Source organism: Thiorhodococcus minor, from assembly GCF_010820565.1.
Taxonomy (GTDB): Bacteria; Pseudomonadota; Gammaproteobacteria; order Chromatiales; family Chromatiaceae; genus Thiorhodococcus; species Thiorhodococcus minor.
Genome location: NZ_JAAIJQ010000054.1, coordinates 1 through 24,306 on the forward strand (window position 1 = coordinate 1; position 24,306 = coordinate 24,306).

18 protein-coding genes are annotated in these 24,306 nt (G+C 66.2%); 5 read left to right on the forward strand and 13 right to left on the reverse strand.

Annotated features, from left to right (window positions below; genetic code table 11):
- Positions 1 to 126: 126 nt before the first annotated feature.
- The 8 genes from moaC to G3446_RS16845 all read right to left on the reverse strand — a co-directional run bounded on the left by moaC (position 127) and on the right by G3446_RS16845 (position 12,922).
- Positions 127 to 609 carry a cyclic pyranopterin monophosphate synthase MoaC gene (gene moaC / locus G3446_RS16810; protein ID WP_164453992.1) on the reverse strand — a complete coding sequence of 161 codons (483 nt, stop codon included), beginning with the start codon at positions 607 to 609 and terminating at the stop codon, positions 127 to 129.
- Positions 610 to 732: 123 nt separating this feature from the next.
- Positions 733 to 3,141, reverse strand: a complete 2,409-nt coding sequence (locus G3446_RS16815; RefSeq protein WP_164453993.1) for a molybdopterin-containing oxidoreductase family protein — start codon at positions 3,139 to 3,141, stop codon at positions 733 to 735.
- A 53-nt stretch (positions 3,142 to 3,194) separates the two neighbouring features.
- Entirely contained in the window at positions 3,195 to 4,295 is a 1,101-nt protein-coding gene (locus G3446_RS16820; RefSeq protein ID WP_164453994.1) for a tellurite resistance/C4-dicarboxylate transporter family protein, read from the reverse strand.
- 170 nt (positions 4,296 to 4,465) lie between these two features.
- Positions 4,466 to 6,001 carry a respiratory nitrate reductase subunit gamma gene (locus G3446_RS16825; RefSeq protein ID WP_164453995.1) on the reverse strand — a complete coding sequence of 512 codons (1,536 nt, stop codon included), beginning with the start codon at positions 5,999 to 6,001 and terminating at the stop codon, positions 4,466 to 4,468.
- Positions 6,001 to 6,726 carry a nitrate reductase molybdenum cofactor assembly chaperone gene (locus G3446_RS16830; protein WP_164453996.1) on the reverse strand — a complete coding sequence of 242 codons (726 nt, stop codon included), beginning with the start codon at positions 6,724 to 6,726 and terminating at the stop codon, positions 6,001 to 6,003. Before G3446_RS16830 ends, G3446_RS16825 begins: the two co-directional genes overlap by 1 nt.
- 2 nt (positions 6,727 to 6,728) lie before the next feature.
- The gene (narH, locus tag G3446_RS16835) at positions 6,729 to 8,279 is read right to left on the reverse strand and encodes a nitrate reductase subunit beta (RefSeq protein WP_164453997.1); all 1,551 of its coding nucleotides are present in this window, start codon (positions 8,277 to 8,279) and stop codon (positions 6,729 to 6,731) included.
- A 3-nt stretch (positions 8,280 to 8,282) separates the two neighbouring features.
- Positions 8,283 to 12,062 (reverse strand): nitrate reductase subunit alpha, encoded by a 3,780-nt coding sequence (locus tag G3446_RS16840; RefSeq protein ID WP_164453998.1) that lies wholly within the window; start codon positions 12,060 to 12,062, stop codon positions 8,283 to 8,285.
- Entirely contained in the window at positions 12,059 to 12,922 is an 864-nt protein-coding gene (locus tag G3446_RS16845; RefSeq protein WP_164453999.1) for a hypothetical protein, read from the reverse strand. The genes G3446_RS16840 and G3446_RS16845 overlap by 4 nt, the downstream gene beginning before the upstream one ends.
- Before the next feature lie 538 nt (positions 12,923 to 13,460).
- Here G3446_RS16845 and G3446_RS16850 point away from each other — a divergent pair.
- The gene (locus G3446_RS16850) at positions 13,461 to 13,928 is read left to right on the forward strand and encodes an FKBP-type peptidyl-prolyl cis-trans isomerase (RefSeq protein ID WP_164454000.1); all 468 of its coding nucleotides are present in this window, start codon (positions 13,461 to 13,463) and stop codon (positions 13,926 to 13,928) included.
- Positions 13,929 to 13,950: 22 nt separating this feature from the next.
- On the opposite strand, the gene G3446_RS16855 is transcribed toward G3446_RS16850, so the two are convergent.
- From G3446_RS16855 to G3446_RS16875, 5 genes are all read right to left on the reverse strand, one after another.
- A complete protein-coding gene (locus G3446_RS16855; RefSeq protein WP_209262475.1) occupies positions 13,951 to 14,589 on the reverse strand; it encodes a class I SAM-dependent methyltransferase in 639 nt (212 codons plus the stop codon).
- Positions 14,590 to 14,740: 151 nt separating this feature from the next.
- Positions 14,741 to 14,953: a hypothetical protein gene (locus G3446_RS16860; RefSeq protein WP_164454001.1), complete on the reverse strand. Its 213-nt coding sequence runs from the start codon at positions 14,951 to 14,953 to the stop codon at positions 14,741 to 14,743.
- A 519-nt stretch (positions 14,954 to 15,472) separates the two neighbouring features.
- The gene (locus tag G3446_RS16865) at positions 15,473 to 16,282 is read right to left on the reverse strand and encodes a formate/nitrite transporter family protein (protein WP_164454002.1); all 810 of its coding nucleotides are present in this window, start codon (positions 16,280 to 16,282) and stop codon (positions 15,473 to 15,475) included.
- Positions 16,283 to 16,922: 640 nt separating this feature from the next.
- A complete protein-coding gene (locus G3446_RS16870; protein WP_209262476.1) occupies positions 16,923 to 17,420 on the reverse strand; it encodes a hypothetical protein in 498 nt (165 codons plus the stop codon).
- Between the two features lie 148 nt (positions 17,421 to 17,568).
- Positions 17,569 to 18,540, reverse strand: coding sequence for a LysR substrate-binding domain-containing protein (locus G3446_RS16875; protein WP_164454003.1), 972 nt, complete (start codon positions 18,538 to 18,540; stop codon positions 17,569 to 17,571).
- Positions 18,541 to 18,678: 138 nt separating this feature from the next.
- Between G3446_RS16875 and G3446_RS16880 the strand changes: the two genes are divergently transcribed.
- The 4 genes from G3446_RS16880 (at position 18,679) to G3446_RS16895 (ending at position 23,858) form a co-directional block, all read left to right on the forward strand.
- Complete coding sequence (locus tag G3446_RS16880) at positions 18,679 to 20,475, forward strand: assimilatory sulfite reductase (NADPH) flavoprotein subunit (RefSeq protein WP_164454004.1); 1,797 nt, start codon at positions 18,679 to 18,681, stop codon at positions 20,473 to 20,475.
- Entirely contained in the window at positions 20,472 to 22,157 is a 1,686-nt protein-coding gene (cysI, locus tag G3446_RS16885) for an assimilatory sulfite reductase (NADPH) hemoprotein subunit (RefSeq protein WP_164454005.1), read from the forward strand. Before G3446_RS16880 ends, cysI begins: the two co-directional genes overlap by 4 nt.
- A complete protein-coding gene (locus tag G3446_RS16890; protein WP_164454006.1) occupies positions 22,150 to 22,869 on the forward strand; it encodes a phosphoadenylyl-sulfate reductase in 720 nt (239 codons plus the stop codon). Before cysI ends, G3446_RS16890 begins: the two co-directional genes overlap by 8 nt.
- A 137-nt stretch (positions 22,870 to 23,006) precedes the next feature.
- Positions 23,007 to 23,858, forward strand: a complete 852-nt coding sequence (locus G3446_RS16895) for an iron-sulfur cluster assembly protein (protein WP_164454007.1) — start codon at positions 23,007 to 23,009, stop codon at positions 23,856 to 23,858.
- The last annotated feature ends 448 nt before the right edge of the window (positions 23,859 to 24,306 follow it).

The window sequence follows — 24,306 nt, forward strand, 5'->3', positions numbered from 1 at the left end:
AATAGGGTTCTAGCGGAAAGCAGCAGGCAAGCCATTGATTTTAAAGATATCACAACCCCAGAGCAAACGGGAGAGCCAAGATCCTACGGCGTGTGATGTCTTGGTGAAGTCGCTTCCAGAATTCACCTAAGTCTGGCCGCCTAGCCGCCAGTGGCCAGATTTCCCGCCAGCCTTTTCAACAAGCCGGATGTCCGTCATCGTCATGCCGCGATCGACGGCCTTGCACATGTCATAGATGGTCAACAGGCTAACCTGAACGGCGCAAAGCGCCTCCATCTCGACCCCGGTCTGGCTATTGGTTTCGACCGTCGCGCGACAATGGACCGCCAGATCCTCGGGGCGAAGGGTCAGATCGATCGCGACGCGGGTCAGACTCAAGGGGTGACAGAGCGGCACCAGATCGGCGGTCCGCTTTGCCCCCATGATACCGGCGATGCGCGCGATACCGAGTACATCACCCTTGCCGTGCCCACCCCGCTCGATGAGCGCCAGGGTTGCCGCCTCCATCCGGATCCAGCCCTCGGCCACCGCGCGACGGCGTGTCACGGCCTTGCCGCCCACATCCACCATTTGGGCCTCGCCGGCGTGGGTGAAATGGGTTAGTGACATGAGGTGATTTCCGCAAGAGATCCTAACCGCAGTCGGGTTAGGTGCGCGTGGCCGCAGGTCTTCATTGCTTCCTCAAAGACGTATCGCGCGCCGTAACCCGACTTTGTGCCCCGGAATGTCGGGTTACGCTACGCCAGCCCGACCTACAGGGCTTGATGTCTTGGCAAAGTCATTCCCGGAATTCACCTTGGTAGCCGGTGGTGGAGCTGGGACGACGCGCGCGATCGAGCAGGGATAACCGCGCATTGCGTTGGAGCCGCTAGTGGGATCGAAACGTGCGTCGTCGATCAGCGCGTTGTAGTTGAAGCGGTCGATGGCGTAGTCCGGTAAACCGAGCTCCGGGCAGGATTCCCACCACCCGTATTGCGCACAGATGGCATCGACCGCGAGCCTGTCGGTGATGCGGGCACGCGCCCGCATCGACCCGACCTCTGACTCGATCCTGACCCAATCCCCTTCCGAGATCCCTTTGCGCTCGGCCAACTCCGGACCCAGCTCGACCTGCGGCTCGGGCAGCTTGCCGCGCAGCGAGGGCATGGCATGGTGCTGACTGTGGCAGAAGTAGGGCCACTTCGCCGTGGTCAAGCGCAGCGGGTAGGCATCACTGAGCGGCAGGCGGTCCGGCCCAGGCTCAGGTATCGGCGCGAGACCGGCGTCGAGCAGCGTCTCCGAATAGATCTCTATTCGCTTGGTCGGGGTGCCGAAGCCGTCGTGAAGATAGGGGCGATAGACCGTCTCGAGCGGGAGCGGAACCCCCTGCGGATGCCGCTCCAGCTCCTCGAGCCCGATGCCGGTCGGCGCGATCTGGTGGCGCAGTCCCGCCCGTTGATTACCGCCGAAGAAGCTGTCGCCCAGACCGAGCCGGTCGGCGAGCGCGAAAACGATCGCGGTATCCGAGCGACTCTCGCCCTGCGGCGGCAGCACCGGCTGACGCAGCTGCAACCAGCCCGAGCCTCGCTCGCCCAGTTGAAACCCGGCCGCCAAACCCTCCCTCTCCCAGGGCGAGGCCACCGGCAGCACCAGGTCCGCATACTCGGCCGTCGGGTTCAGGAACATATCCGCGTGGACATAGAAATCCAGTGCACGCAGCGCCGGATCGAGGCTCGGCGTATTCGGCTTGGTGAGCAGCGGATCGGCACCGAAGCTCAGCAGGCCGCGCACCGGATAGGGCTCCGCATCGAGCACCGCCCGAGCGAAATCCCGGCTCGTGATCCAGCCCTTGGCGGACGGGCCGAGCGGCCGCTCGGCTCGGCCCAGGGTCTTGCCGAGCCGATCCTGGGGCAGCAGGTCGTAGCCCATGATGTCGTTGAGCGGCGGCACGGCGAACCGCACGTTTCCGCCAGGCGCACCGAAAGAGCCGGTCAGCGCGCACAGCAGGCCGATGGCGCGTCCGCTCTGGGTCGCCTCTGCCTGCTGGCAGATCCCGGCCCAATGAAAGAAGCTCACTGGTCCCGAGCTGTGCAGCAGCCGCGCGGTCTCGCGAATCTGCATCGCCGGCACGCCGCTGAGCGCCGCCGCACGCTCGGGCGGATACTGGGCGCAGCGCTCGGCGAAGAACTGAAAGGCCGGACGGCAACGCACCTCATGACCCTGCTCCCGCAGGACGACATCGCCGAACAGCGACGGGCTGTCCGGCGGCTCACCAAGGTAGGCCCCGCGGACCGGATCATAGGCGGCCGTGCGCTGCCCTCGCGCATCCCAGGCCATCAGGACCCGCTGCGCGCCCTGCGGGGCCGATCGCTCCGCTGCCATGAAACGACCGTCGTCGGACCGCACCAGCAAGGGGCCGTTGGTCCAGTGTGCGACGAAGTCCCGGTCGTACCAACCCTTCTCGATCATCTCCCCGGCGATGGAGAGCGCCAGCACCAGATCGGATCCCGGCCGCACAGCAAGCCATTCGTCGGCGGAGCCCGCAAGTCCTGCCCGACGGGGATCGACCACGATCAGCCGCGCGCCGCGGCGTTTCGCCTCCGCGGCCGCTCGCGCGTAGGCGGGCCAGGAGGTCGACGGATTGAAGCCCCAGAAGAGCATGCAGCCCGTGCGATCGAAGTCTGGGATGCCGATATTGGATCCAAACGTCAAGGCACTCCCGAAGTCCTTATGCCAGTTACAGTTCTCTGTCGCGAAGAGGACATTGGGACTTCCGACGGCATGCGCCAGACGATGAATCCAGCCGAAGGCATCGGCGACGGCGGTCCCGCTCGGTGTCGTGACCCCGAAGGCGACCGACTCCGCGCCATGTGCCTCGGCGCTCTGGCGGATCCGCTCCGCGGTGAAGGCGAGCGCCTCGTCCCAGGAGACGCGCCGCCAGCCAGGGTCCGTGTCGCCCTTCGGGCGCGTGCGCATCAGCGGATAGCGCAGCCGCTGGTCGCTGTGAACCAGCTCCGGAGCCGCCCGCCCCTTGACGCAGAAGCTCCCTCCCGTCGGGTGCTCCGGGTCTGGACGCACCTTGACCAGGCGGCCCGCCTCGACGGTCGAAATCGCGCCGCAGCGCGAGATGCAGAGCGGGCAGTAACCACGAATCTCAGACATGCTCGATCACCCCGCGACGTGAATGACCTGAGGCGCCCTTGCGCCTCGATGGATCAAAGCCGCTTCCCAGGCCGAACCGCGCCGAGGCCGTTCAGGATCTCGCCGGCACCTCGCAACAGTCGCCGCAGGAGTCCGAAAAAGGTCAGTCCCCAGGCCAGAAGCGCGACATAGACCGTCATCGCGGGGATCCGGCTCAATCCGTCGATCTCCAATGCCATCGCCAACTGATGGGTGCTCGCCGTATACATCCCGAGCGGGAAGACCGCGCCCCAGAACAGCGGCGTATAGACGACGGGAACGCGCCTCCACCAATAGGTCCAAACTGCGAAACCGATCAGGAGCGGAATCCACCAGGTCCCCGCGGCCCAGAAAAAAAGTGTGAAGCCCTTCAGGAACGGCACCAGGGCAAGCAATAGAGGCGACTCCCCGGCGTGGATGATCAGGGTCGCGCCGGCCTGGGTCGCGATGGCCGTGGCCCCCATGTTGATCCAGTAGGGCGGAGTCAGGCTGCCCGGCTCGACCGGCATGAAGGTCAGCCGGTAGAAGACCAGGGCGATGATGTTGAGATACAGCATGCAGCCCATGCAGAAGAACAGCAGGCAAAGAAGAAGTACGGTCGTCTGGTGATCCGGGAAGCGATCGGCCACCAGGGTCCCGAGCACCGCAATGGACTGTGTGGCAACCGAGGCGATCAGCCAGACGCCACTGAGCCCGTCCGTGAGCGTGGGCTTGGCAGGCTGCACGATGACGGCCGTGAAGAAGGCGTAGGTAATGAGCAGCCAGAGACAGAGCGTGAAGATCCAGAGTCCCGCCGCCAGCACCCCCTGGTCGGTCAGCATGAGGATCTGGACCCCGATCACGGAGGTTCCCGCAACCATCGTGAAGTAACCCGGTCCCAGCGCGTGCGCCCGCAGATCGCCCATTAGGCGTGCAGGATAGATGAAGAGACGCAGCAGCGTCATGAGCCAGAGGGCCGCGAAGGCCACGAGATTGACCAGGAACAAGGGCACCGCCAACCTGTGCAGCCCAAGCGTCTCGCTCGCGATGGACACGATGCCTGTCGCCATCACCAGCGCGAAGGACGAGGGCGGAAGGCTCGCGATCCAATCCTGAGTCAGGCTCGCGACAGCCTGCCCGCGCGTCCGGTATCGCATCGCTCGTGACCTGGTTGGAACGGGACTGATCCGATGCCTGAGATGAGTAGAACGCAGCGAAAGCCATCGTTCATCCCTCTGCGGTGAATTCGACAACCATGGGTTTCGCGGCCATCGGCCGGCGGCGCCTTTCCTGCGACAGCCTGCCGGGCCGCTGTCCCCAAGGGGCGCTACCGATTCGCAATCTGCCGAGGCGGCAGAATGTCCTGCTCAAGGTAGGCGATGATCGCCCAGATCCGCTCTGGCCCCAGATTGGCGTAGTGCGGCATGAGCCACTCATCCTTCGCACGGGGCATCCCGGCGGCAATACGGTAGTAGAGCTGCGTCGGGCTCGATCCGCCCTTCAGCGGCTCCGTCCTCAGATTGCGAGGCGGAACGACGTGTCCGGCGGCATCCGTTCTCAGCTTGGTCAGAACACCGTCGCCCGCACCGGTGTCACCGTGGCAGACGGTGCATTGGCTGGCATATTCCTGCTTGCCCTGCGCAATCATGGCCGTTGTTGTCGCTCTCGGCCTTGGGGGGACCTCAATTCGTTCGCCGGCCGCCGGCCGATCCTTCCACATGAAGTTGACAGTTTCGATCAGGGAATTCACCTGACGTTCAGAGAGGCGGCTGAAATTGGGCATGCCGGAGCCGTGCAGTCCATTGACGATGACGTGTCGCAGATCGGCGTCGGACGCGACCCCATTGTTTGTGGAGATGAACTGGAAGTGCCCGGCGGTGAGGTCGCGCGGCACGGCGCTGAAGGTCGGCGATTCGGCCCCCGGGCCATCGCCCTTCCCTTCCAGTCCGTGGCAGCGGGCGCACTGACTCACATAGAGCGGATAGCCGTCGAGCACCGTACGACCAGACGTCGCCTCCGATGGCTCCGCCGCGGTCGTCTTGGCCTGCGCCTCCTGCACCAGTCCATCCAGGTTGGGTCCAGGCAGGGTGAGACCGATCAGACCCAGCACCAGCACAACGCCGGCGGCCAGATAGCTCATGTAGGACTTGTCGGTCACCCCCTTGAATTCCCAGCAGCCCATCACCCAGCCGTTCTGGAACTTCTTCGCCGCCGTGCGCAGCACCTGATAGGGCCGGACAAAATAGTTGACCGGCAACGTCCAGGCATGAATCAGCTTAGTGAAGGGGAAATAGGCCGCGAAGGCGAAGGCCAGCAGCACATGGAGCTTGGTGAGCAGCGGCGCGGAGGCCATCAGCTCCGGCTGGGGCGAGAACTGCCAGAGGCTCGCGAACCAGGGGGCAGCGGTGAAGGACACACCCCAGATCTTATGGACAAGCGCCTGGTAGATGGCGATGCCCAGGATGGCGATCAGAAAGCCGTGCACGATGTAGTCGTCCGGCTGACTCATGGCACGCATCTCGGGCACCTGCACGCGCCGCACCAGGGCAATGATCGAGCCGGTGATGGCCGCCAGCCCGCCGAGCGTCGCCATCCAGAAGAAGGCCCCGACCCAGCTTCCCCACCCCAGAATGCCGCCGATCAGGCCGGCAAGGTGGCCGAAGAAGACCAGGAAGATACCCCAGTGCAGCAGATGCGTCGCCAGGCCCAGGATGTCGCGGCCGAGGAAGATGCCGCTGGCGCGGGTGCTCATGCCGAAGGGCCGGTAGACCATGCGGATGAAGGGCACCACGAAGAAGAGCGTGAGCGCCACATAGGGGAAGACACCCCAGATCAGATAACTCGAACCCAGATAGTCGTTCATTAGCGTTCCCACCCTGTCATTGACAGACCTTGAGAGGACGGCTCTTCAACCGGGCTACCCATACGCACCGGGATGGTCGCCTTGACCTCCGGGGCGAGCCAGACCGGGTCGTCGGCAAGACGCTCCTGGTCCTCCTCCGCGACCGATTCCAGCGCCTCCATCAGGAGGTCGTAGACGCTCTCGTATTTCTGCAGCGCCTTGCGCATCGGCGGAATGCCCGGCAGGAGGTACTGGTCGACGAAGCGTCGTCGCAAGCCAATGCCGTCGCGTTCCGGGTGGTCGACGCTGATCGCGAGGAACTCGATCATCACCGGCAGGAAATCCGGCAGGTCGGCCCCGTTGAGATCGAACCCGAAGTGCTCGTACATGGCCTTGAGCTCGATCATGTACTGGTTGCGCCCGCAGGCGCCCGCCCCCCGGCAGGAGTTGGGCTCGTCGTACATGTGCGCCCCCAGATAGAGCGGACAGGGCGGCGTCAGCTCCAGGGTCTGGGTGTACTCATCGACATCGTGCGCGGCTGGGGATGCCAGGAAACGCTCGATGCTGTCACGCATCGGCGTCGCCGGCAGGGCCTTGAGGTCGCGCTCCAGCCGTCCCTCGTCCCGAACGGCCGGATTGAGCAGCAGCTCCGCGATCACCCCGTACATAGCCCCGAGATCCCAGCTCGCCGACCCCGTCGAGCCGAGTCCCTGCGCGAAGGATTCAGTCAATCGGACTCTGCTCATGGTCAGCTCCCCACCCCCATCTTGTTGCCGTGGAAGGAGGTCCGCCGCTTGGGACTCTGCTCCGGGGCCAGGAGGTCGTACCCGGTGAAGCCGCGCTCCAGGTAGGGCGTGTTGTCCGTGTCCTCGGTGCGCGAGGTCGCGATGACGAAGCGCTCGTGGAAGTGCGCCAGGGCGAGCAGACGATGCATGTGCCTGGCCTGCTCCACCGTGAGCCCGACGGCCTTGAGGATGCTGTCGTCGGTGCGGCCCTCGACCCGTTCCTGGCGGCGGAACTCGCGCAGCGCGAGCTGGCGCAGCAGAGCTTTCTCCACCTCCTGGATGTTGCCCGCGGCCAGCAGGCGCGCCAGGTACTCGATGGGGATGCGGAACTCCTTGAGGTCCGGCAGCACCGAGCCCCCGTCGACCATGTCCAGCGTGCCGCGGTCGTTCGGCTTGGCCGTCTGCACCGGGCTCTCCGGCGGGATGTAGAAGAGGCTCGGCAGGGTGCGGAACTCAGGATGCAGCGGCAGCGCGATCTCCCACTCCTTGACCATCTTGTAGACGGGAGAGCGCCGGCAGGCATCCAGCCAGTTGTCCGAGATGCCCTGCCGCTTGGCCTCAGCGATGACCTCCGGATCGAAGGGATCGAGGATGATCTCGCGGTGGCGCGCCACCAGTGCCTTCTCGTCCTTGGTGTTGGCCACCTCGGCCACGCGGTCCAGGTCGTAGAGCAAGGGGCCGAGATAGCGGATACGCCCGACACAGGCTTGGAAGCACATCGGCGGCTGCCCGGTCTCCAGACGCGGGAAGCAGAGGATGCACTTCTCGGACTTGCCGGTGCGCCAGTTGTAGTAGGTCTTCTTGTAGGGACAGCCGGAGACGCAGTAGCGCCAGCCGCGGCAGCGGTCCTGGTCGATGAGGACCACGCCGTCCTCCTCGCGCTTGTAGTTGGCGCCCGAGGGGCAGGAGCCGACGCAGCCCGGATTGAGGCAGTGGTTGCAGATCCGGGGCAGGTACATCATGAAGGATTGCTCGAACTTCAGCAGCGCCTGCCGAGCGGCGGGCGTCATGTCGCTGAAGTTGTAATCGAGCGAGCCGGTCCCCTCCTCGTGCGTGCCGGCGCCGTTGTCCTCCCAGTTCACCCCGTAGGTGAGCTCGATGTCCTCTTCGCCCGTGATCTGCGACTTGGGGCGCGCGACCGGCTGGGAATACTTGGTCGGCTGCTCCGAGTGCAGATCCTCGTAGGTGAAGGTGAAAGGCCCCTTGCCGTAGTAGGCGTCCATCTGCGGCAGCACGGGGTTGTAGAAGAGGCTGATCATCTCCCAGAAGCGCGACGCCTGGTTGAGCTTGGGCGTGTCGCCCTCCGGGTCCTGCTTCCAGCCGCCGCGGTACTTCTCCTGGTTCTCCCACTGCTTGGGATAGCCCGCGCCGGGCTTGGTCTCCACGTTGTTCCAGAACATGTACTCCGCGCCTTCGCGGTTGGTCCACACGTTCTTGCACGCAATGGTGCAGGTTTGGCAGCCCAGGCACTTATCCAGGTTGAAGACGATTCCCATCTGCTGCTTGATGCGCATGTCTTATGCTCCGACTTTGAGCTGTGACTCTTGGTAGATGACCTTGCGTCCGCGCGACTCCATCGGCTTCTTGCGGATGAGCACCACGCAGTCGCGCTCCGACGGGCTGGTCCCCTGGTAGTTGAGCCAGTAGGTCCAGTTGGCGTAGCCGCCCACCATGGTCGCCGGGTTCATCATGATCCGCGTGGTGGCGTTGTTGTTGCCGCCGCGCATGTCGCTGGCGCCGCGCTCCCGCGCCAGTGAGGAGAAGGGCACGTTCACGTGCCGCTCGGTCTGGTGGTAGACGATCGACATGTCGCGCGGCACCGTGTGGCTGACCACGGCGCGGGCCACCTGGATACCGTTCTCGTTGAAGATCTCCACCCAGTCGTTGTCCTTGATGTCGATATCGCGCGCATCGTCGTCGTTGATCCAGACCGTCGGGCCGCCGCGGAACATGTTCTGCATCTGCCAGGAGTCGCCGAACATGCTGTGGATGCCCCACTTCTGGTGCGGGGTGATGAAGCGGAACAGCTTCGCCCCCTTCATCTTGATGTCCTCAGCGTGGACGTCGCCGATCGACACCATGTCCACCGGCGGCTTGTAGACCGGGAAGTCCTCGCCCAGGTCGCGGAACATGCGATGGTCGTAGTAGATCTCCTGGCGACCCGTCAGGGTATGGAAGGGCTTGAGGGTCTCGATGTTGAGCGTCCAGGGCGAGTAGGTCCGGCCCTTGGTCTCGATCGCCGACCAATGCGGCGAGGTCAGGGCACGCCTCGGTTGCGAGATCAGATCCGGATAGTGATAGGCGGTCTCGCGCTCGTGCTCGACGATGTGCGCGAGCGGCACCCCGCAACGCTCCTCCAGATTCTTGAAGATCTGATAGGACAGCTCGCCGTCGCTCTCGGGCGAGATGCGCAAGATCACCTCGCAGACCTTGGCCGCGGTCGTCATATCGGGCCGTCCGTCTTTCTCCCCGACCAGATAGCTCTCCTTCATCTGCTCGTAGGCCTCGGCGAGATCGCCCTTGATCCCCTTGGCGCCATAGCCATGCGCCTTGGTGACGACTGGACCCAGGGTGGTGTACATGTCGTGGACCTTGGTGTAGTCCCGCTTCACGACGCTGACGTTGGGGAAGGTCTTGCCAGGGATCGGCTCGCTCTCCCCCGTCCACCAGTCGCGCAGCTCGCCCATGGGCTGAGCCAGCTCGTCGCGCGTATCCGTGCTGAGCGCCGTCATCACCAGGTCCTCGATCGGCTCCGGCAAATGGGTCTTGGCCAACTCGCTGACCTTCTCGGCGACGATCCGGAAGGCCTCCCAGTCGTGCTTGGATTCATAGGCCGGGTCGTGCGCCGGCGTGAAGGGATGCAGGAAGGAATGCAGATCCGTGCAGGTGAGGTCGAACTTCTCGTACCAGTGCGCCGTGGGGAGCACGATGTCGGAGTAGTTGGCGGAGGAGTCCATCCGCAGGTTGACGTTGTAGATGAGATCCAGTTTCCCGAGCGGCGCGTTCTCGGTCCAATCGATCTCGTTGACCATGTCCTTGGCACGGGTGTCGCCGCCGAGCACGTTATGGTGCGTGCCGAGCATGTGTTTCAGGTTCAGCTCGTGCCCGCGCATGCTGGTGCCGATGAGGTTACCGCGGTAGATCCAGAGCACCTTCGGGTGATTCCTGGGCGAGTCCACGTTCGGCAGCGCGAACTTGAGCTTGCGCTCCTTGAACTGCTTGGCGACCCATGCCTTCACGTCGTCGAGGCTTTCGCAGCCGGCCTTCCTGGCGTCCTGCATGACATCCGTGGGATTGCGCTCGTCGAACTGCGGGAAGAAGGGCAGCCAGCCATTGCGGACCGCAACCGCGTTCATGTCCGCGGCGTGATTGGCCTTGGCGGGCATTTCCTTGGCGCGCGGCGCCCAGAGCGGGTCCAGGCTCATGCCGTCGTAGCGCCACTGGTCGGTGTGGAAGTAGAAGTAGGAGGTCGAGTTCTGCTGCCGCCCGACATTGCCCCAGTCGACCGCGTTGCCGATGGTGCCGATGGCGGCGACGTTGCGGATCTTCTCGGTGCCCACGTAGTGGGCGAAGCCGCCGCCGTTGCGACCCTGGCAGCCCGTCAAGATCCCCATCACGGCCTCGGAACGGTAGGTCAGGGAGCCGCCGTGGTACCAATGGAGGATGCCGGAGCCGGTGATGAAGAGGCACTTGCCCTTGGTCTTCTCGGCGGTATCCGCCCATTCCCGGCCCACGCGAATCGCCAGGTTGCGGTCCACGCCCGTCTCCTGCTCCTGCCAGGCCGGGGTATAGGCTTGGGAGGCGTCGTCGTAGTCCTTCGGATATCCCGATCCCGATAGACCACGGTTCACGCCGAAGCTGGCCAACAGCAGATCGTAGCCCGTGGCGACCCGCACCTTGGTGCCGTCCGCCTTGGTCAGCACCCGGCTCGGCACGCCGCGCAGGCTCTTCTGCGCCTTCTCGCCGCGCAATGCCGTGGTTCCGAACTCGACGTTGAAGGTGTGGGTGAAGTCGGCGTACTCGACGATGACCTCTTCGTAGTCGCCGTCCATGAGGGTCAGCATCGGGTCGAACGCCTTCCCGGTCACCGCGTCCTCGTTCTTGAGATTCCAGCGACCGGTCTTCTGCTCCTCCCAGCGGAAGCCGACCGAGCCGCCGGGCAGGCGCACCTCACCGTCCTTGTCGAGACAGGGGATCTTCCAGTCGCCCAGCTCTTCGTCCTGGTAGGCCTCCAGGTCGCTGGCGCGCAGGAAGCGGCCGCTGGCGTAGTGGTCGCCCTCCTCGTCCAGGATCACCAGGAAGGGCAGATTGGTGTACTGCCCGACGTAGTCCTGAAAGTACTGGGCGCGGCGATTGACGTGGAACTCCTGCAGGATGACGTGGATACAGGAGAGGATGAACGCGGTATCCGTGCCCGGGCGCACCGGCACCCAGAGATCGGCGAACTTGGTCACGTCCGAGTAGTCCGGCGAGAGGTTGACCAGCTTGCCGCCGTTGTACTTGTGCTCGGAGGCGAAGTGGGCATCCGCCGTGCGCGTCATGGGCAGGTTGGAGCCCATGACGATCCAGTAGGCGCTCTGATACCAGTCGGCCGACTCGTGCACGTCCGTCTGGTCGCCCCAGATCATCGGCATGACGTGCGGCAGATCGTGATACCACTCGTAGAAGCTCAGCATGGTCCCGCCCAGCAGGTTCGACAGGCGGTGCCCCGAGAGGAAGCTGACCATGCTCATGGCCGGGATGGGCGAGAAGGACGCCAGGTGGTCCGCGCCGTATTCCTTGATGGTGTGCACCTTGGCCGCGGCGATGATCTCGGTCGCCTCGTCCCAGGTGGTGCGGCGCCAGCCGGCCTTGCCGCGTGCGTTGCGGTAGGCCGTGGTGCGCTCGGGATTCTCGACGATCGCGCCCCAGGCGGCGACCGGATCCTTTCCCGACTCGCGCTCGGCCCGCCAGAAGTCGAGCAGCACGCCACGCACATAGGGGAATTTCGGACGCACCGGGCTGTAGGGATACCAGGACGACGAGATCCCGCGCTGACAGCCGCGCGGCTCGTAGTTGGGCGTCTCGTCGTTGATCTGGGGCCAGTCGGTCTTCTGCAGCTCCCAGGTGATCATGCCGTTCTTGACGAACACCTCCCAGGAGCAGGAGCCGGAGCAATTGACGCTATGACTGGTGCGCACCGACTTGTCATACTGCCAGCGGCGCCGGTAGAAGTCTTCCCACTTGCGCGGCTCGTCCAGCTCGCGAAACCAGCGGGACCCGCCGTTTCCGTTCTCGGTACCCTTGCTCTTGCTCATTGGTGCGCTGCCTCTTGGTCTGTGGGGCGGCCCTGCTCGCCCCGGACGCTGTCGTAAGCCTCGGAGAACGCCTTCACGAAGGGCCGGAAATCCCGGACCGTGCCGTAGATCGCCACCACCGCCTCGCGCCGCTCGTCGTAAACCAGGTTGACCGCCTCGGAGCGGCCGATGGGGTGCGGAACCGCGTTGTTGTCGTGGTCGACCCAGTCCTCCTTCATCGCCTGCATGGAGACGTAGAGGAGCCCGGAGGAATGGACCTGCCACCAGACGCGGTAGTCCCAGCCTTCCAGCGCGATCTCGCGCTGGACGGTCTGGGCCTCGGGATCGTGCGGATCGATGTCCCATTGCAGGACGGGGATGCCGATGTCGTAGGCGATGGCCTCGCGCGGGCCACTAAGCGGCTCGGGGCCGCCCGGGCCATAGCCGGCCGCGGGGGCTACGTCCAGACGGCCGAGCGTGATGGCAAGCAGATCGGCCTCCGGCAGTTCGCCGTCTTCGAGCATTTCGGCCTGCAATGGCGTCATGAGCCGGTCGTCCTCGGCGGACGCCCCCGAGCCGGCGCCGTGCTGCTCCCGGGCCAGATCCGCAGCCGAGCGCAAGGGCACGCCATGGTCGTAGGGCGCGACACGCCGGATTCGCACGTCATCGAAGTCGGCTCGGCGTAGGAGCTCTTGGATGCCCTGCTCGATCGCCAAAACTTTGGTCTCGTCACGGGTATCGGCCTTGAGCTCGACCTCCACCATGCGGCCCACGGTGGCGATCTGACCGACGAAGCCCGCGGCGACGATGTCGCGCGAGAAGCCCGGATAGGGGACCTCCCGCAGCAGCTCGCGCACGCGTTGCGATTCCTGGCTCATCATTGCGATTTCGGCTCCTCGTCCTCGGTTTATCGACCCGAGTGCCCGGTCGTGGACATGGCACCCACGAGGGCCCTGGGGGCGATCTCGATGAAACGATGATGAGCAACCGATGTGCCAGCGGCGGCGGCGGCCCGGAAGCAGCATCCCTAGGGGGCGCACCGGCGAATCGGAGCGACGGCGAGTGAGACACTTTGTTCCCGGGCGGCGGATGAGGTTGGATCAATGTGTCCGGGATGCCGAGCGGCCGGCGTCGGTCCGAGCAGCGGGCCGAGAGCTGGCGCGTCGCCTTGGAGCGCAGGTCGATTCAGGTCGCGCGGCAAGGGCCTTGCATGAGGGCCGGTCCGAGTCGCTAGGAACAGGGTCGCCAGCGTGCGGGCTCACGAGGGAGCCGCGACGCGAGGAGGTCGGCCGGACGCCCGGCGGCATGCCGAAGCGCGCCGCGGCCACACGCCAGCTCGCGTCCGCGGCGGGACGGCACCGGAGACGCCTCGGGCGCCAAGCCACGACGAACGAAAACGACTGCTGGGAGGAAGACGTGATGGCAACCGCAAAGCTCGGCGATAGGGTCGAGGTCCACTACAGCGGGACCCTCGGCGATGGAACGACCTTCGATACCTCGCGCGACCGCGAGCCGCTGGTGTTCACCATCGGTCAAGGCCGAATGCTGCCCGATTTCGAGGAGGCGTTCGTCGGCATGCGCGAGGGGGAGCGCAAGACCATCGTCGTCCCCTGCGAGAGCGCCTTCGGCGAGCACGATACGGGGATGGCATTGACGGTGCCGGCCGATACGATCGACGTGGGCGAGGAGCTCGCGGTCGGGACCATTCTGCGGGCTCAGGGGCCGGACGGCGAGGCGGCGAGCTTCACGATCGTGGCGATCGAAGAAGAGGCGGTGATCCTGGACGGCAACCACCCGCTCGCCGGTCATGACTTGACCTTCGAGCTCGAGCTCGTGCGCATTGCGGAATCCGCGCCGCTGGCCGCGTCGCCGGGGCGGCTGTCCTGAGGCGCGGACGGACCATGCGCGCTCAGAGGGCCTTCTCGGCCACCATCAACGCCAGATTGCCGAGCGCCGAGGCCGGAACGGCGAGTCGGCCTTCCTCCCGGTAGCCCCGAACCACCAATCCCCCGAAGAGCTCCAAGAGCTCGTTCGGCGCCAAGCGAAAGGCGGGGTCGCTTGGACCATCCCCGCCGGCTTCCTCTCGCGTGAACGTCTCGTAGAATAGCAGCCCGCCCGGCCTCAGGGCCGCGGCGATCTTCGGCGCCAGGCCCCGGTCGAGGAAGCGCACGACACAGATCAAGTCGAAACTGTGCGGCGCTGGCGGGTGGGCGATCAGGTCCCGCACCTCGGCAGCCACCGCGATCCGCGGTCGCTCCGCCGCCGCGGCCCGCAGCCGCTCGATGGCGACCGCGGACAGGTCCCAGGCGCAAACTTCCAGCCCCCGTTCCGCCAGCCAGAGGGCATTGCCACCCAGCCCGCACGCGAGGTCGAGCGCGCTCCCGGTCGTCGGCACCAAGTGGGCGAAGTGCCTCAGCACCGCCGCCGGCTCCGGGGCGGCGGCGCGGCCGCGGTAGCGCTCATCCCAGCGCCGGCGCAGCCCGTCCAGGTCTCCCGTCGCGATGTCGGCGACCTGATGCGAAGGGGGTGTCTGGTCGCGCTGCCTCAATCGCTCAGGCTCGATCCGCTCAGCTTCGGGCCGGGCCGTGCCGCTGCCCGATCCCGAGCCTCGACGCGCCGGCCGCCGGCTCGCCAAAGAACGCCCTCTCCTCTCGAGCGACGGGCTCGAAGCACCGGCCGATCACGGGAATCGGAAAGGGTCATCGGGCGCTGGGGTCCAGCGCCCTTTTCCCACGGGCGGCCACCTGCGCCCGCCGCTCCTTGGCCAGCTTCCGCACCTGACCAACCCCAGGCTTGAGCTCGATGGCCGCGGCCAGGGCTTCGTCAACCGTCGCCGCCTTGCGTGCCTGATTCGGCGCGCTGGGGAATTGGGGCTTGTGAGGCTCCGCGAATATCTCGATTTGGTCACTCATCTCGATGGGTCTCCGTCAACCTAGAATCGGCGATTCGAACCGCAAAGGTACAAAGGACGCGAAGAAGAGAGACGGCTTGACCGATACACGCCGCTCACCCGGCGGGTGGGCAGAGTCGCCTCCGCAACGCATTGAAATCTTATGCGCTCTTCGTGCGCTTTGCGGTTCGACTGCTCCTTTTAGGGGCAAAGGTTGGTGGGCCGGTCAGCACGCTGAGGCTCGGCTCGAGGCCAAGGATTCAGGGCTATCCTCTGGTGCACATGGCATGCGCGTCCGCGCGGCGGCCTCTCGATGCGACCGAACGCCGGAGAGGTCGAAGCGCTATGAAACTCGGTCCTGTCATCCGACTCGTCCCCGGTAGAGACCTAAGCCTTGAAACCGGCCGAGAGCGGAGTCCACCGGATTCCGCGCCGCGGCCGGCGGACCACTCGCCGAGACGGTGATCGACGCCCCAGTAGGGCCGCTCGCCGGAGCGCCCGTCGCTCGGCGCCCGGACGACGCAATGGCGAGGGCCAGCGCTCAAAAAATGTGCTCCGGCGCGGTCCTGACATGGGTCGTGTAGATCGTCAGCCCGGTGAGCGAGATACCGCCGATCATGTTGCCCAGCGCGGTGGGCAGCTCGTTCCACAGGAGATAGTCGGCGATGGAGAAGTTGCCCCCCAGCATCAAGCCCGACGGGAAGAGGAACATGTTCACCACCGAGTGCTCGAAGCCCATGTAGAAGAACAGAAAGATCGGCATCCACATCGCCAGGACCTTGCCGGTGACCGTGGTCGAGATCATGGCGCCGACGACCCCCAAGGAGACCATCCAGTTGCACAAGGCGCCGCGGATGAAGATGGTCGCCCAGCCTCCCAGGCCATGCTCCTTGTAGCCGACCGTTCGGGCCTCGCCGATCGACATGAGCTTGTGGGCCACGGCCCCCGGCTCGATCGAGAAGCCGTAGGTGAAGACGACCGCCATGAGCACCGCCGTCGTCAGCGCGCCGGCGAAGTTACCGATGAACACCTGGCCCCAGTGGACAAGAATGCGCGGAATGGTGGCGCCGGTACGTCCGTCGAGCCAGGCCAGCGGGGTCAGCACGAAGACGCCGGTCAGGAGATCGAATCCCATCAGGTAGAGCATGCAGAAGCCGATGGGAAACAATAGGGATCCGGCGAGGTGCGAGCCGGTGTTCACGCTAATGGTCACGGCCATCACTGCGGCGAGCGCGAGGATCGCACCGGCCATGTAGGCGCGGATCAGCGTATCGCGCGTCGACATCTTGAGCTTCTTTTCACCGGCATCGACCATTTTCTTCCCGAAATCGGATGGCTCGATATATGACATTGGCTCGTCCTCTCGTACGGATGGCGAAGAAGTCGTAGACGAAACAGCGAGCGGGGAAGATCGGCGGAGCAGGCCGATTCAGCGCGGATGCTGGCGCCCGATGCGAGTCATCCCCAAGAGTGAAGGCGGTGGCAACCGCGCCTGGATCAATCGGTTCTCCGATAGGCTGGAATGGGCGCCATGAACGTCGCATTCCGGTCCATCGCAACCGGGCCGGCACCCCGCCTCGCCAGATGGCCGCTCGTTTCACCCCAGCACCCTGAATGGATGCGGAAACGGAAACCTGGCCCGACACCGAATACCACGACGATAGCTCAAGCACAATCCGTACCATTAGCGCTCATTCGCCGGACGGGTCTGTCCGATGAGCCGCAGGACAAGCACGCAAGAATGACCGGCCATCGAGCTGGGGTTTGCATCGGCTCGCCGAGCGGGTGGAGGGCTCAGGAAGCTGGCAACGTGGCGAAACGACAGCTGGTCGCTGGCGGCTGGTCGCTGGCGGCTGGTGGCGGGGCGCCGCTCCCACCAAGCGGGGATTGCCTGGACCCACCCAACGGATGAATCCGTTCGGACACCAAAGGCCGGTCAACTGCCTGCGTCCGAAGAGCCGGCCGCTGGAGGCTAGGAGCCCCTTCCAGGGTCAATGGGCGGTCGACAGCCGCAGCGGAGTCCCGAGCCGATCGAAGGCGAGATAGCCCGCGACCTGGCCGCCGCGGACGGACTCGACCATCCTCTCGAGGTTCTGGTCGATGGCGAGGGGCGTCGGCGGGCGGGCGGCGATTCCCGGCAGGGCGGCGGCGAAGACGATCGTCCATTCGACGACGTGCGAGTCCGCTTCCGCCAAGAAGGCATCGAAGCCAGGGATCTCTCGCGGTGCGATGTCCACGAAGGCGACCGGCGCCAGGAACCCCCCCTCGCCCGCCGCGACTGCGGCGGCCTGTGCGGACGTGCGGTCTTCGGGCGACTCGCTACGGGTGAAGACGAAGAGCAATTGCTGGGGCTCGGCCTGCCGACGCGCCAAGCTCAGGAAATCGTCGAAGGACTCGATCTTGAATTCGCTCGCCATGGTGTTGATGACCTCTCGGTGTCGATGAGTTTGGGTGCCGATGAGATTGCCGCGCCCGCGGCCGTCGATCACGAAACGGCCCTCGGAGTCGATGTCCGCCCTCCGATACTGACGTCGCCGGCGTCGGTCCGGTCCCAGGACGGCGGGCGTCGAGCCGGGGCCGGGGCGGGACAGTCTGGCGCAGCGCTCGCGCAGAATCGCGACATTCTGTCTCTTCCAGCTAGGCTCGGACGGGGTCGCAAGGCTTGCTTTGCGTCACGGCCGCCGGGCGCCGCGCGAAGGTCCGCTCGCAGTCGCCGCCCTCGCCCGTCTCCGCCTTGAAGAGATCGATGAAATGCTTGTGGTAGTTGCGCAAGTGTTTGTCCCAGGCGTGCGCGACCTTGGTCGTCTCCCAGGGAAAGAGCGCGCTGAGATCGCGCATGCCGAGATCCAGGTCCTCGGTCGGCCGGTAGGCCAGCGCGGCGATGATGCCGATGCCGAGCCCCTCGCGCACATAGGCCTTGATCACGTCGGTATCGGCGGCACTCAGGACCACGCGCGGGCGCAGACCGGCCTTGGCGAAGGCGTCGCTGAAGCCGCTTCGCCCGGTGAAGCCGAAGACATAGGTGATGATCGGGTGCTCGCACAGGCGCGCCAGGGTCAAGGGCTCCGCGTCGAGCAAGGGATGCGCGCGCGGCGCGATCAGCGCCCGGTTCCAGCGATAGCAGGGAATGGCCCGCAGCCCCGGCTCACTCCCCAGCGCTTCGGTGCAGATCGCCAGATCCACACGGTCGCGCAGCGTGAGATCGACCAGCTGCGCCGGCGTGCCTTGATGGATCTGCAGCTCCACCTCCGGATAGGCGCCGACGAAGCGCCGAATCACCGGCGGCAGGACATAGCGCGCCTGTGTGTGGGTCGCGCCCAGGCGCAGGATCCCCTGATCCTGCTCGGCGAAATCGCAGCCCGCCGCTTGGATGTTGCTGGTCTGGCGCATGATCGCGTCTGCGTAGCACATCACCCGCTCCCCCAGCTCCGTCAGCCCGACCAAGCGCTTGCCGTGGCGCAGGAACAGCGGGCCGCCGATCTCCGTCTCCAGATGCTTGAGGTGCTGGGTCACGGCCGACTGCACCAGGTGCAGCCGCTCGGCCGCACGACTCACGTTGAACTGCGTGTCGACCAAGGTGACCAGAGAGCGTAGCTGTCGCAGCTCCATATCATCTCCCGCGATAAGGGCTCACAAATCCTCATTTCCCGTCGTCCGCCACACCGCCCTAGACTCTGAGCGCAACGGGGGCATCCGCCCGCGCGGCGTCGATCCCGACGCACAACCGATGCCAGGAGACCCGGAAGCATGATGGCGCCGACACAGCTCACTGCCGCGAGCGGCCCGCTCGACGACCGACAGCTCGATACGCTGCACGCCGCGCTCAGGGGCCTCTCGAGCACCCAGCTCGCCTGGGCCAGCGGCTATCTGGCGGGCCTCTGCCAGGGCGAAATCCCGGCCGCGCCCGGGGCGCCCGAGGCGCCGCCGGTCGCCGCCATCAGCCTCCTCTACGGCTCGCAGACCGGCAACGCCAAGGCTGTCGCGCAGCGGCTCGGCGAGCGGGCGCTCGCCGAGGGGCTGGAGGTGCGGGTGCGCTCGATGGACGACTCGGGTCCGCGCCGGCTTGGTAAGGAGCGCCTTGCGCTCTTCGTGGTCAGCACCCACGGCGAGGGCGAGCCGCCCGACAGTGCCCGCGCCCTGCACGCCTTCATCCACGACCAGCACGCGCCGCGCCTGGAGCAGCTGAGCTACGCGGTCCTGGGCCTCGGGGACTCGAGCTACGAGCACTTCTGCCGCACCGCGGTGGAGTTCGATCGGCGGCTCGCGGAGCTCGGCGCACGACGCATCCTGCCGCTGCAATGCTGCGATCTGGACTATGCGGCCGAGACCGAGCGCTGGTCGGCCGACGTCATCGAGCGGCTGGCGCAGCTCGCCCCCGCCAGGCCCCGCAACCTGGTGGCCATTGCGGGGGGCCGTGCGGGCCAGCCCCGCGCGGTCGGCAAGGACACCCCATACACCGCGACCCTGCTCGAGAACCGCCGCATCACGACGCGGGATGCCGTCGCGGATGTCCGCCATCTGGCCCTGTCGCTCGACCCGAGCGTCCTGAGCTACCGGCCGGGCGATGCCCTGGGGGTCTGGTTCCGCAACGATCCGGCACTGGCCGAGGCGGTGCTGGAAAGGCTCGGGCTCGACGGTGAGACGCCGGTACGACTGGGCGAGGGCGAGCTGGGTCTGCGCCAAGCGCTGATCGAGCGGCTGGAGCTGACCCAGCTGCATCCAGCCATCGTTCGCGGCTGGGCGGAGCTGGCGCAGGCCAGCGACCTGCTGAAGCTGGCGGACAACCCTGCGGCCCTGCGGACCTACGCGAGCGCGCGTCAGCTCATTGACCTGATCGCGGCCCATCCCGTCCGCGTCGATGCCGAGACGCTGGTCGGGCTACTGCGTCCGCTCCAGCCGCGCCTCTATTCGATCGCCTCCAGCCAGGCCGAGACCGAGGACGAGGTCCATCTCACGGTGTCGGTGCTGCGCTACCAGGCCCACGGCCGGGACCATCTCGGTGGCGCCTCGGGCTTCCTGGGGGAACGGATCGGCGAGCGGGATTCGCTGCCCGTCTATATCGCCGAGAACACCAGCTTCCATCTGCCGAGGGACGGGAACGCGCCCCTCATCCTGATCGGGGCGGGCACCGGCGTCGCGCCCTATCGGGCCTTCCTGCAACAGCGCGCGGCCAACGGCGATCGGGGCCGCGCCTGGCTGGTGCTCGGGAACCGGCACTTCCACCGCGACTTCCTCTATCAGCTCGACTGGCAGGCCCAGCGCAAGGCGGGGCTGCTGCATCGGGTCAGCCTCGCCTTCTCGCGCGACGGGGCCGAGAAGCGCTATGTCCAGCATGCGCTGCGCGAGGAGGGGCGCGAGCTGCTGCGCTGGATCGAGGACGGTGCCCACCTCTACGTCTGCGGCGCGACCGCCATGGGCCAGGCCGTGCACGGCGCGCTGCTGGACATCCTGACCAGCGAGGCCGGACAGGCCCCGGAGGCCGCAGAGCAGTTCCTCGACACCCTGCGCCGCGAGGCGCGCTACCACCGAGACCTCTACGCATGAGCGCACCCCTTCACGAGAACGAGCACATCAAGGTCCGCAGCCGCTATCTGCGCGGCACCCTGAGCGAGAGCCTGGCCGATGGCCTGACCGGCGCGCTCGGCGGCGATGACGCGCAGATCAGCAAGTTCCACGGCTTCTACCAGCAGGATCATCGCGATCTGCGCCAGGAGCGCCGGGAGCACTACCTGGAGCCCTATTTCGGCTTCATGCTGCGCGCGCGCCTACCGGGCGGGGTCTGCACGCCGGCCCAGTGGCTCGCCATCGACGCCATCGGGCGCGAGCTGACCGGAGGCACCTTGCGTCTGACCACCCGTCAGAGCTTCCAGTATCACGGCATCCTCAAGCACGACCTCAGGTCGGTCATCCAGGGCATCAACCGGGTCATGATCGATTCCATCGGCGGCTGCGGCGACGTCAATCGCAACGTCCTCTGCAACCCCAACCCGGTCGAGTCGGCACTGCATCTGGAGGTGCACGACTGGGCCAGGCGGATCAGCGAGCACCTGTTGCCGCGCACGCGTGCCTACCACGAGCTCTGGCTCGACGGCGAGCGCGTCGGCGGCGGCGAGGACAGCGAGCCGATCTACGGCGCCTCCTACCTACCGCGCAAGTTCAAGACCGCCGTGGCCGTGCCGCCGCACAACGACGTCGATGTCTACGCCAACGATCTGGGCTTCGTCGCCATCGCCGAGCACGGGCGCTTGCTCGGCTTCAACGTCCTCGCCGGCGGCGGCATGGGAGCCACCCATGGGGATCGCTCCACCTATCCGCGCCTGGCGAGCGAGCTGGGCTTCATCACGCCGGAGTACGCCCTCGCGGTCGCCGAGGCCGTGGTCACCACCCAACGCGACTGCGGCGACCGCCACGACCGCAGCCACGCCCGGCTCAAATACACCATCGAACGCATGGGTCTGCCCTCCTTCCGCGCCGAGATCGAGCACCGCGCGGGCGTGCGGCTCGCCCCGGCGCGACCGGTGCGCTTCACCGATCAGGGCGACCGCTACGGCTGGGTCAGGGGGACGGACGGACACTGGCATCTGACCCTCTACATCGAGAGCGGACGCCTCAGCGACGGCCCCGGCCAGAGTCCGATGCGCGGGCTGCGCGAGATCGCCCGCATCCACCAGGGCGACTTCCGCATCACGCCGAATCAGAACTTGATCGTGGCGCGGGTAGCGGAGGAGCGCAAGGGCGCCGTCGAGGCACTGGCGCGCGCCCATGGCCTGCTGGCCGAGGGTCGCTCCCCGCTGCGGCGCAATGGCCTCACCTGCGTGGCGCTCCCGACCTGCCCCTTGGCCATGGCCGAGGCCGAGCGCTATTTCCCGGATTTCATCCATCAGGTGGAGCGTCTGGCCGACAGACACGGGATCGCGGATCAGGGGATCGTGGTCCGCATGACCGGCTGCCCCAACGGCTGCGCCCGACCCTACCTCGCGGAGCTGGCCCTGGTCGGCAAGGGGCCGGGCCGCTACAACCTCATGCTCGGCGGCGACGGCATCGGCACCCGGCTCAACCGGCTCTATCGCGAGAACCTCGACGAGGCAGGCATTCTCGGCGAGATCGACGGCCTGTTTGGGCGCTTCGCCGCGAACCGCCAACCGGGCGAGGGCTTCGGCGACTATCTGATCCGCGACGGCATCGTCCGGGCGGTGGTGAATCCAGCGGAGGACTTCCATGACTGAGACCAATCTCGACGCCATCCTGGCCGGCGACCGGGCCGCGCTCGACGCGATCAACCGGCGACTGGAGTCCAAGCCGGCGGAGGATCGCGCGCTCTGGGCCCTGGAAGAACTGCCGGGGCGGCATGTCCTCACCTCCAGCTTCGGCGCCCAATCGCCCGTACTGCTGCACATGCTGACCCGCCTGCGGCCCGATATCCCGGTGATCCTGATCGATACCGGCTATCTGTTCGCCGAGACCTACCGACTGATCGATGAGCTGACCGAGCGGCTCGCGCTCAATCTCCAAGTCCATCGTCCCACGCTCTCGCCCGCCTGGCAGGAGGCGCGGCTGGGACGGCTGTGGGAACAGGGCTCGGGCGGTATCGACCGCTACAACTGGATCAACAAGGTCGAGCCGATGGAGCGTGCCCTGAGCGAGCTGAAGGCCGGCACCTGGCTCGCCGGTCTGCGCCGCGAGCAGGCCCGCAGCCGCGCCGAGCTCCCGGTCCTGCGGGTGCAGGACGGCCGCCTCAAGGTCCACCCCATCGTCGACTGGCGCGAATCGGACGTGCATCGCTACCTGCGCCGTCACGACCTCCCGGACCACCCGCTGCGCGATCAGGGCTACGTCTCGATCGGCGACGTCCACACCACCGCGCGACTCCTGCCCGGCATGCTGGAGGAAGAGACCCGCTTCTTCGGCCTCAAGCGCGAATGCGGTCTGCATCGGTAGGATAGACAGAGCGCGGCGAAACCCATAGAGCCCCGTACCGAGGCATCGGAACGAGCCCCATCACCAACTCTGGTCCGATTTTCGCTTCTTCACATGGCGTCCAACACCAGATCCAAAGGAGGATCGAGATGTCGCCCATGCTGCCAGAACAAGTCAGGGATCTCCTAAGGCAAGTCCGCTTTCCCGGCCGCTCGCGCGACCTGGTCTCGCTCGGATTCCTCAAGAGCATCGCCGTCGAAGGGTCGAGCATCGAGGTCGAGATCACGCCGGACTCGATCAATGCCGAAAAGGTCGCGATCATGGAGCGCGAGGTCCACGGCCTGCTGCGGGAGGCGCGCTTCGAGACGATCGACATCCACACCGAGCCGCCCTACGACGACGATTCACTGCTGCTCGGCGGGGCTTCCGTCAACCCGCTGCAAGTGGATCTGCGCGAGTATGGTCTGGATCCCATTCCGGACCCCGGACATGGCGGCGCGCCGCACCTGAAGGATCTCCTGGCGGCTGGCGAGGACAAGGCGGGCAAGCCAGCGAAGTCGAAAGGGCCGCCGACCGAGCCACCCGAAAACTTCGAGCCGCCGCTCATCGAGGGGCCTCAGGGCAACGCGGACCCGACCTATGAAGGCCCGATTCCGGTCTTTCAGTGGCAGGTCGATCCCGAGTCGCCCGAGGCGACCGCCAACAAGGTCAAGCTCAGCATCGACAGTTGGAACTATGTCGTCCTCTGGCTGAACCATGCCGAGCAGGATCTGATCTATGCCTCCGTCCATGCCCGGCACTGGATCTACTATAACGGCGAGGCCCGCCCGAATCCCGCCGGACGCACCGAGGGCGTCAACCTGGTCTACGACCGCCAACGCGCGGGCCTCGTCGCCATCTACGGCACCGTGAAGGATTTCCGCCCCTTCGTCGAAGCCTTCCGTCGCGCTTACCAAGGGGAAGCGGGCGAGCCCGAGCCAGCGACGGCCGAGGGGGCGGATCGCACCTGAAGACGAGTAGCGGGAGGCGGGCAACCGCCTTCACGACCCTCATCATCGATCGCTTCCAGCCGCCAGCGACCGGATCCCGGAAATCCGACTCACCAGAGTACCTGCTCACGAAGCGCCCGCTCGAACGCCGGACCTTCTTCGCGCGGGTGACGCAGCGGCAGCTTTGTCACCAGAGATCTGCTGAGCGCGATCTGAGCGCCGACCGAGCAGATCGACCGCGACCGCGCGCCTGGCCTCGACCCCGATCGAGTCAGGCGCGCGAACTTGCCGGCAAACCGATCCGCACTCCCGCCGGTCGTCAACGGCCGTGATCGAATCTCGCTTCGCTGATTCACCAGTTTCCCAACTACTTATTCTCGAAACCGAATCAAAGAGACTCTTCTATCGAACAAAGCGATATCAGCGTCCAATAGATTCCATTTGTCTCAGTATAGGAATACGGTATTCT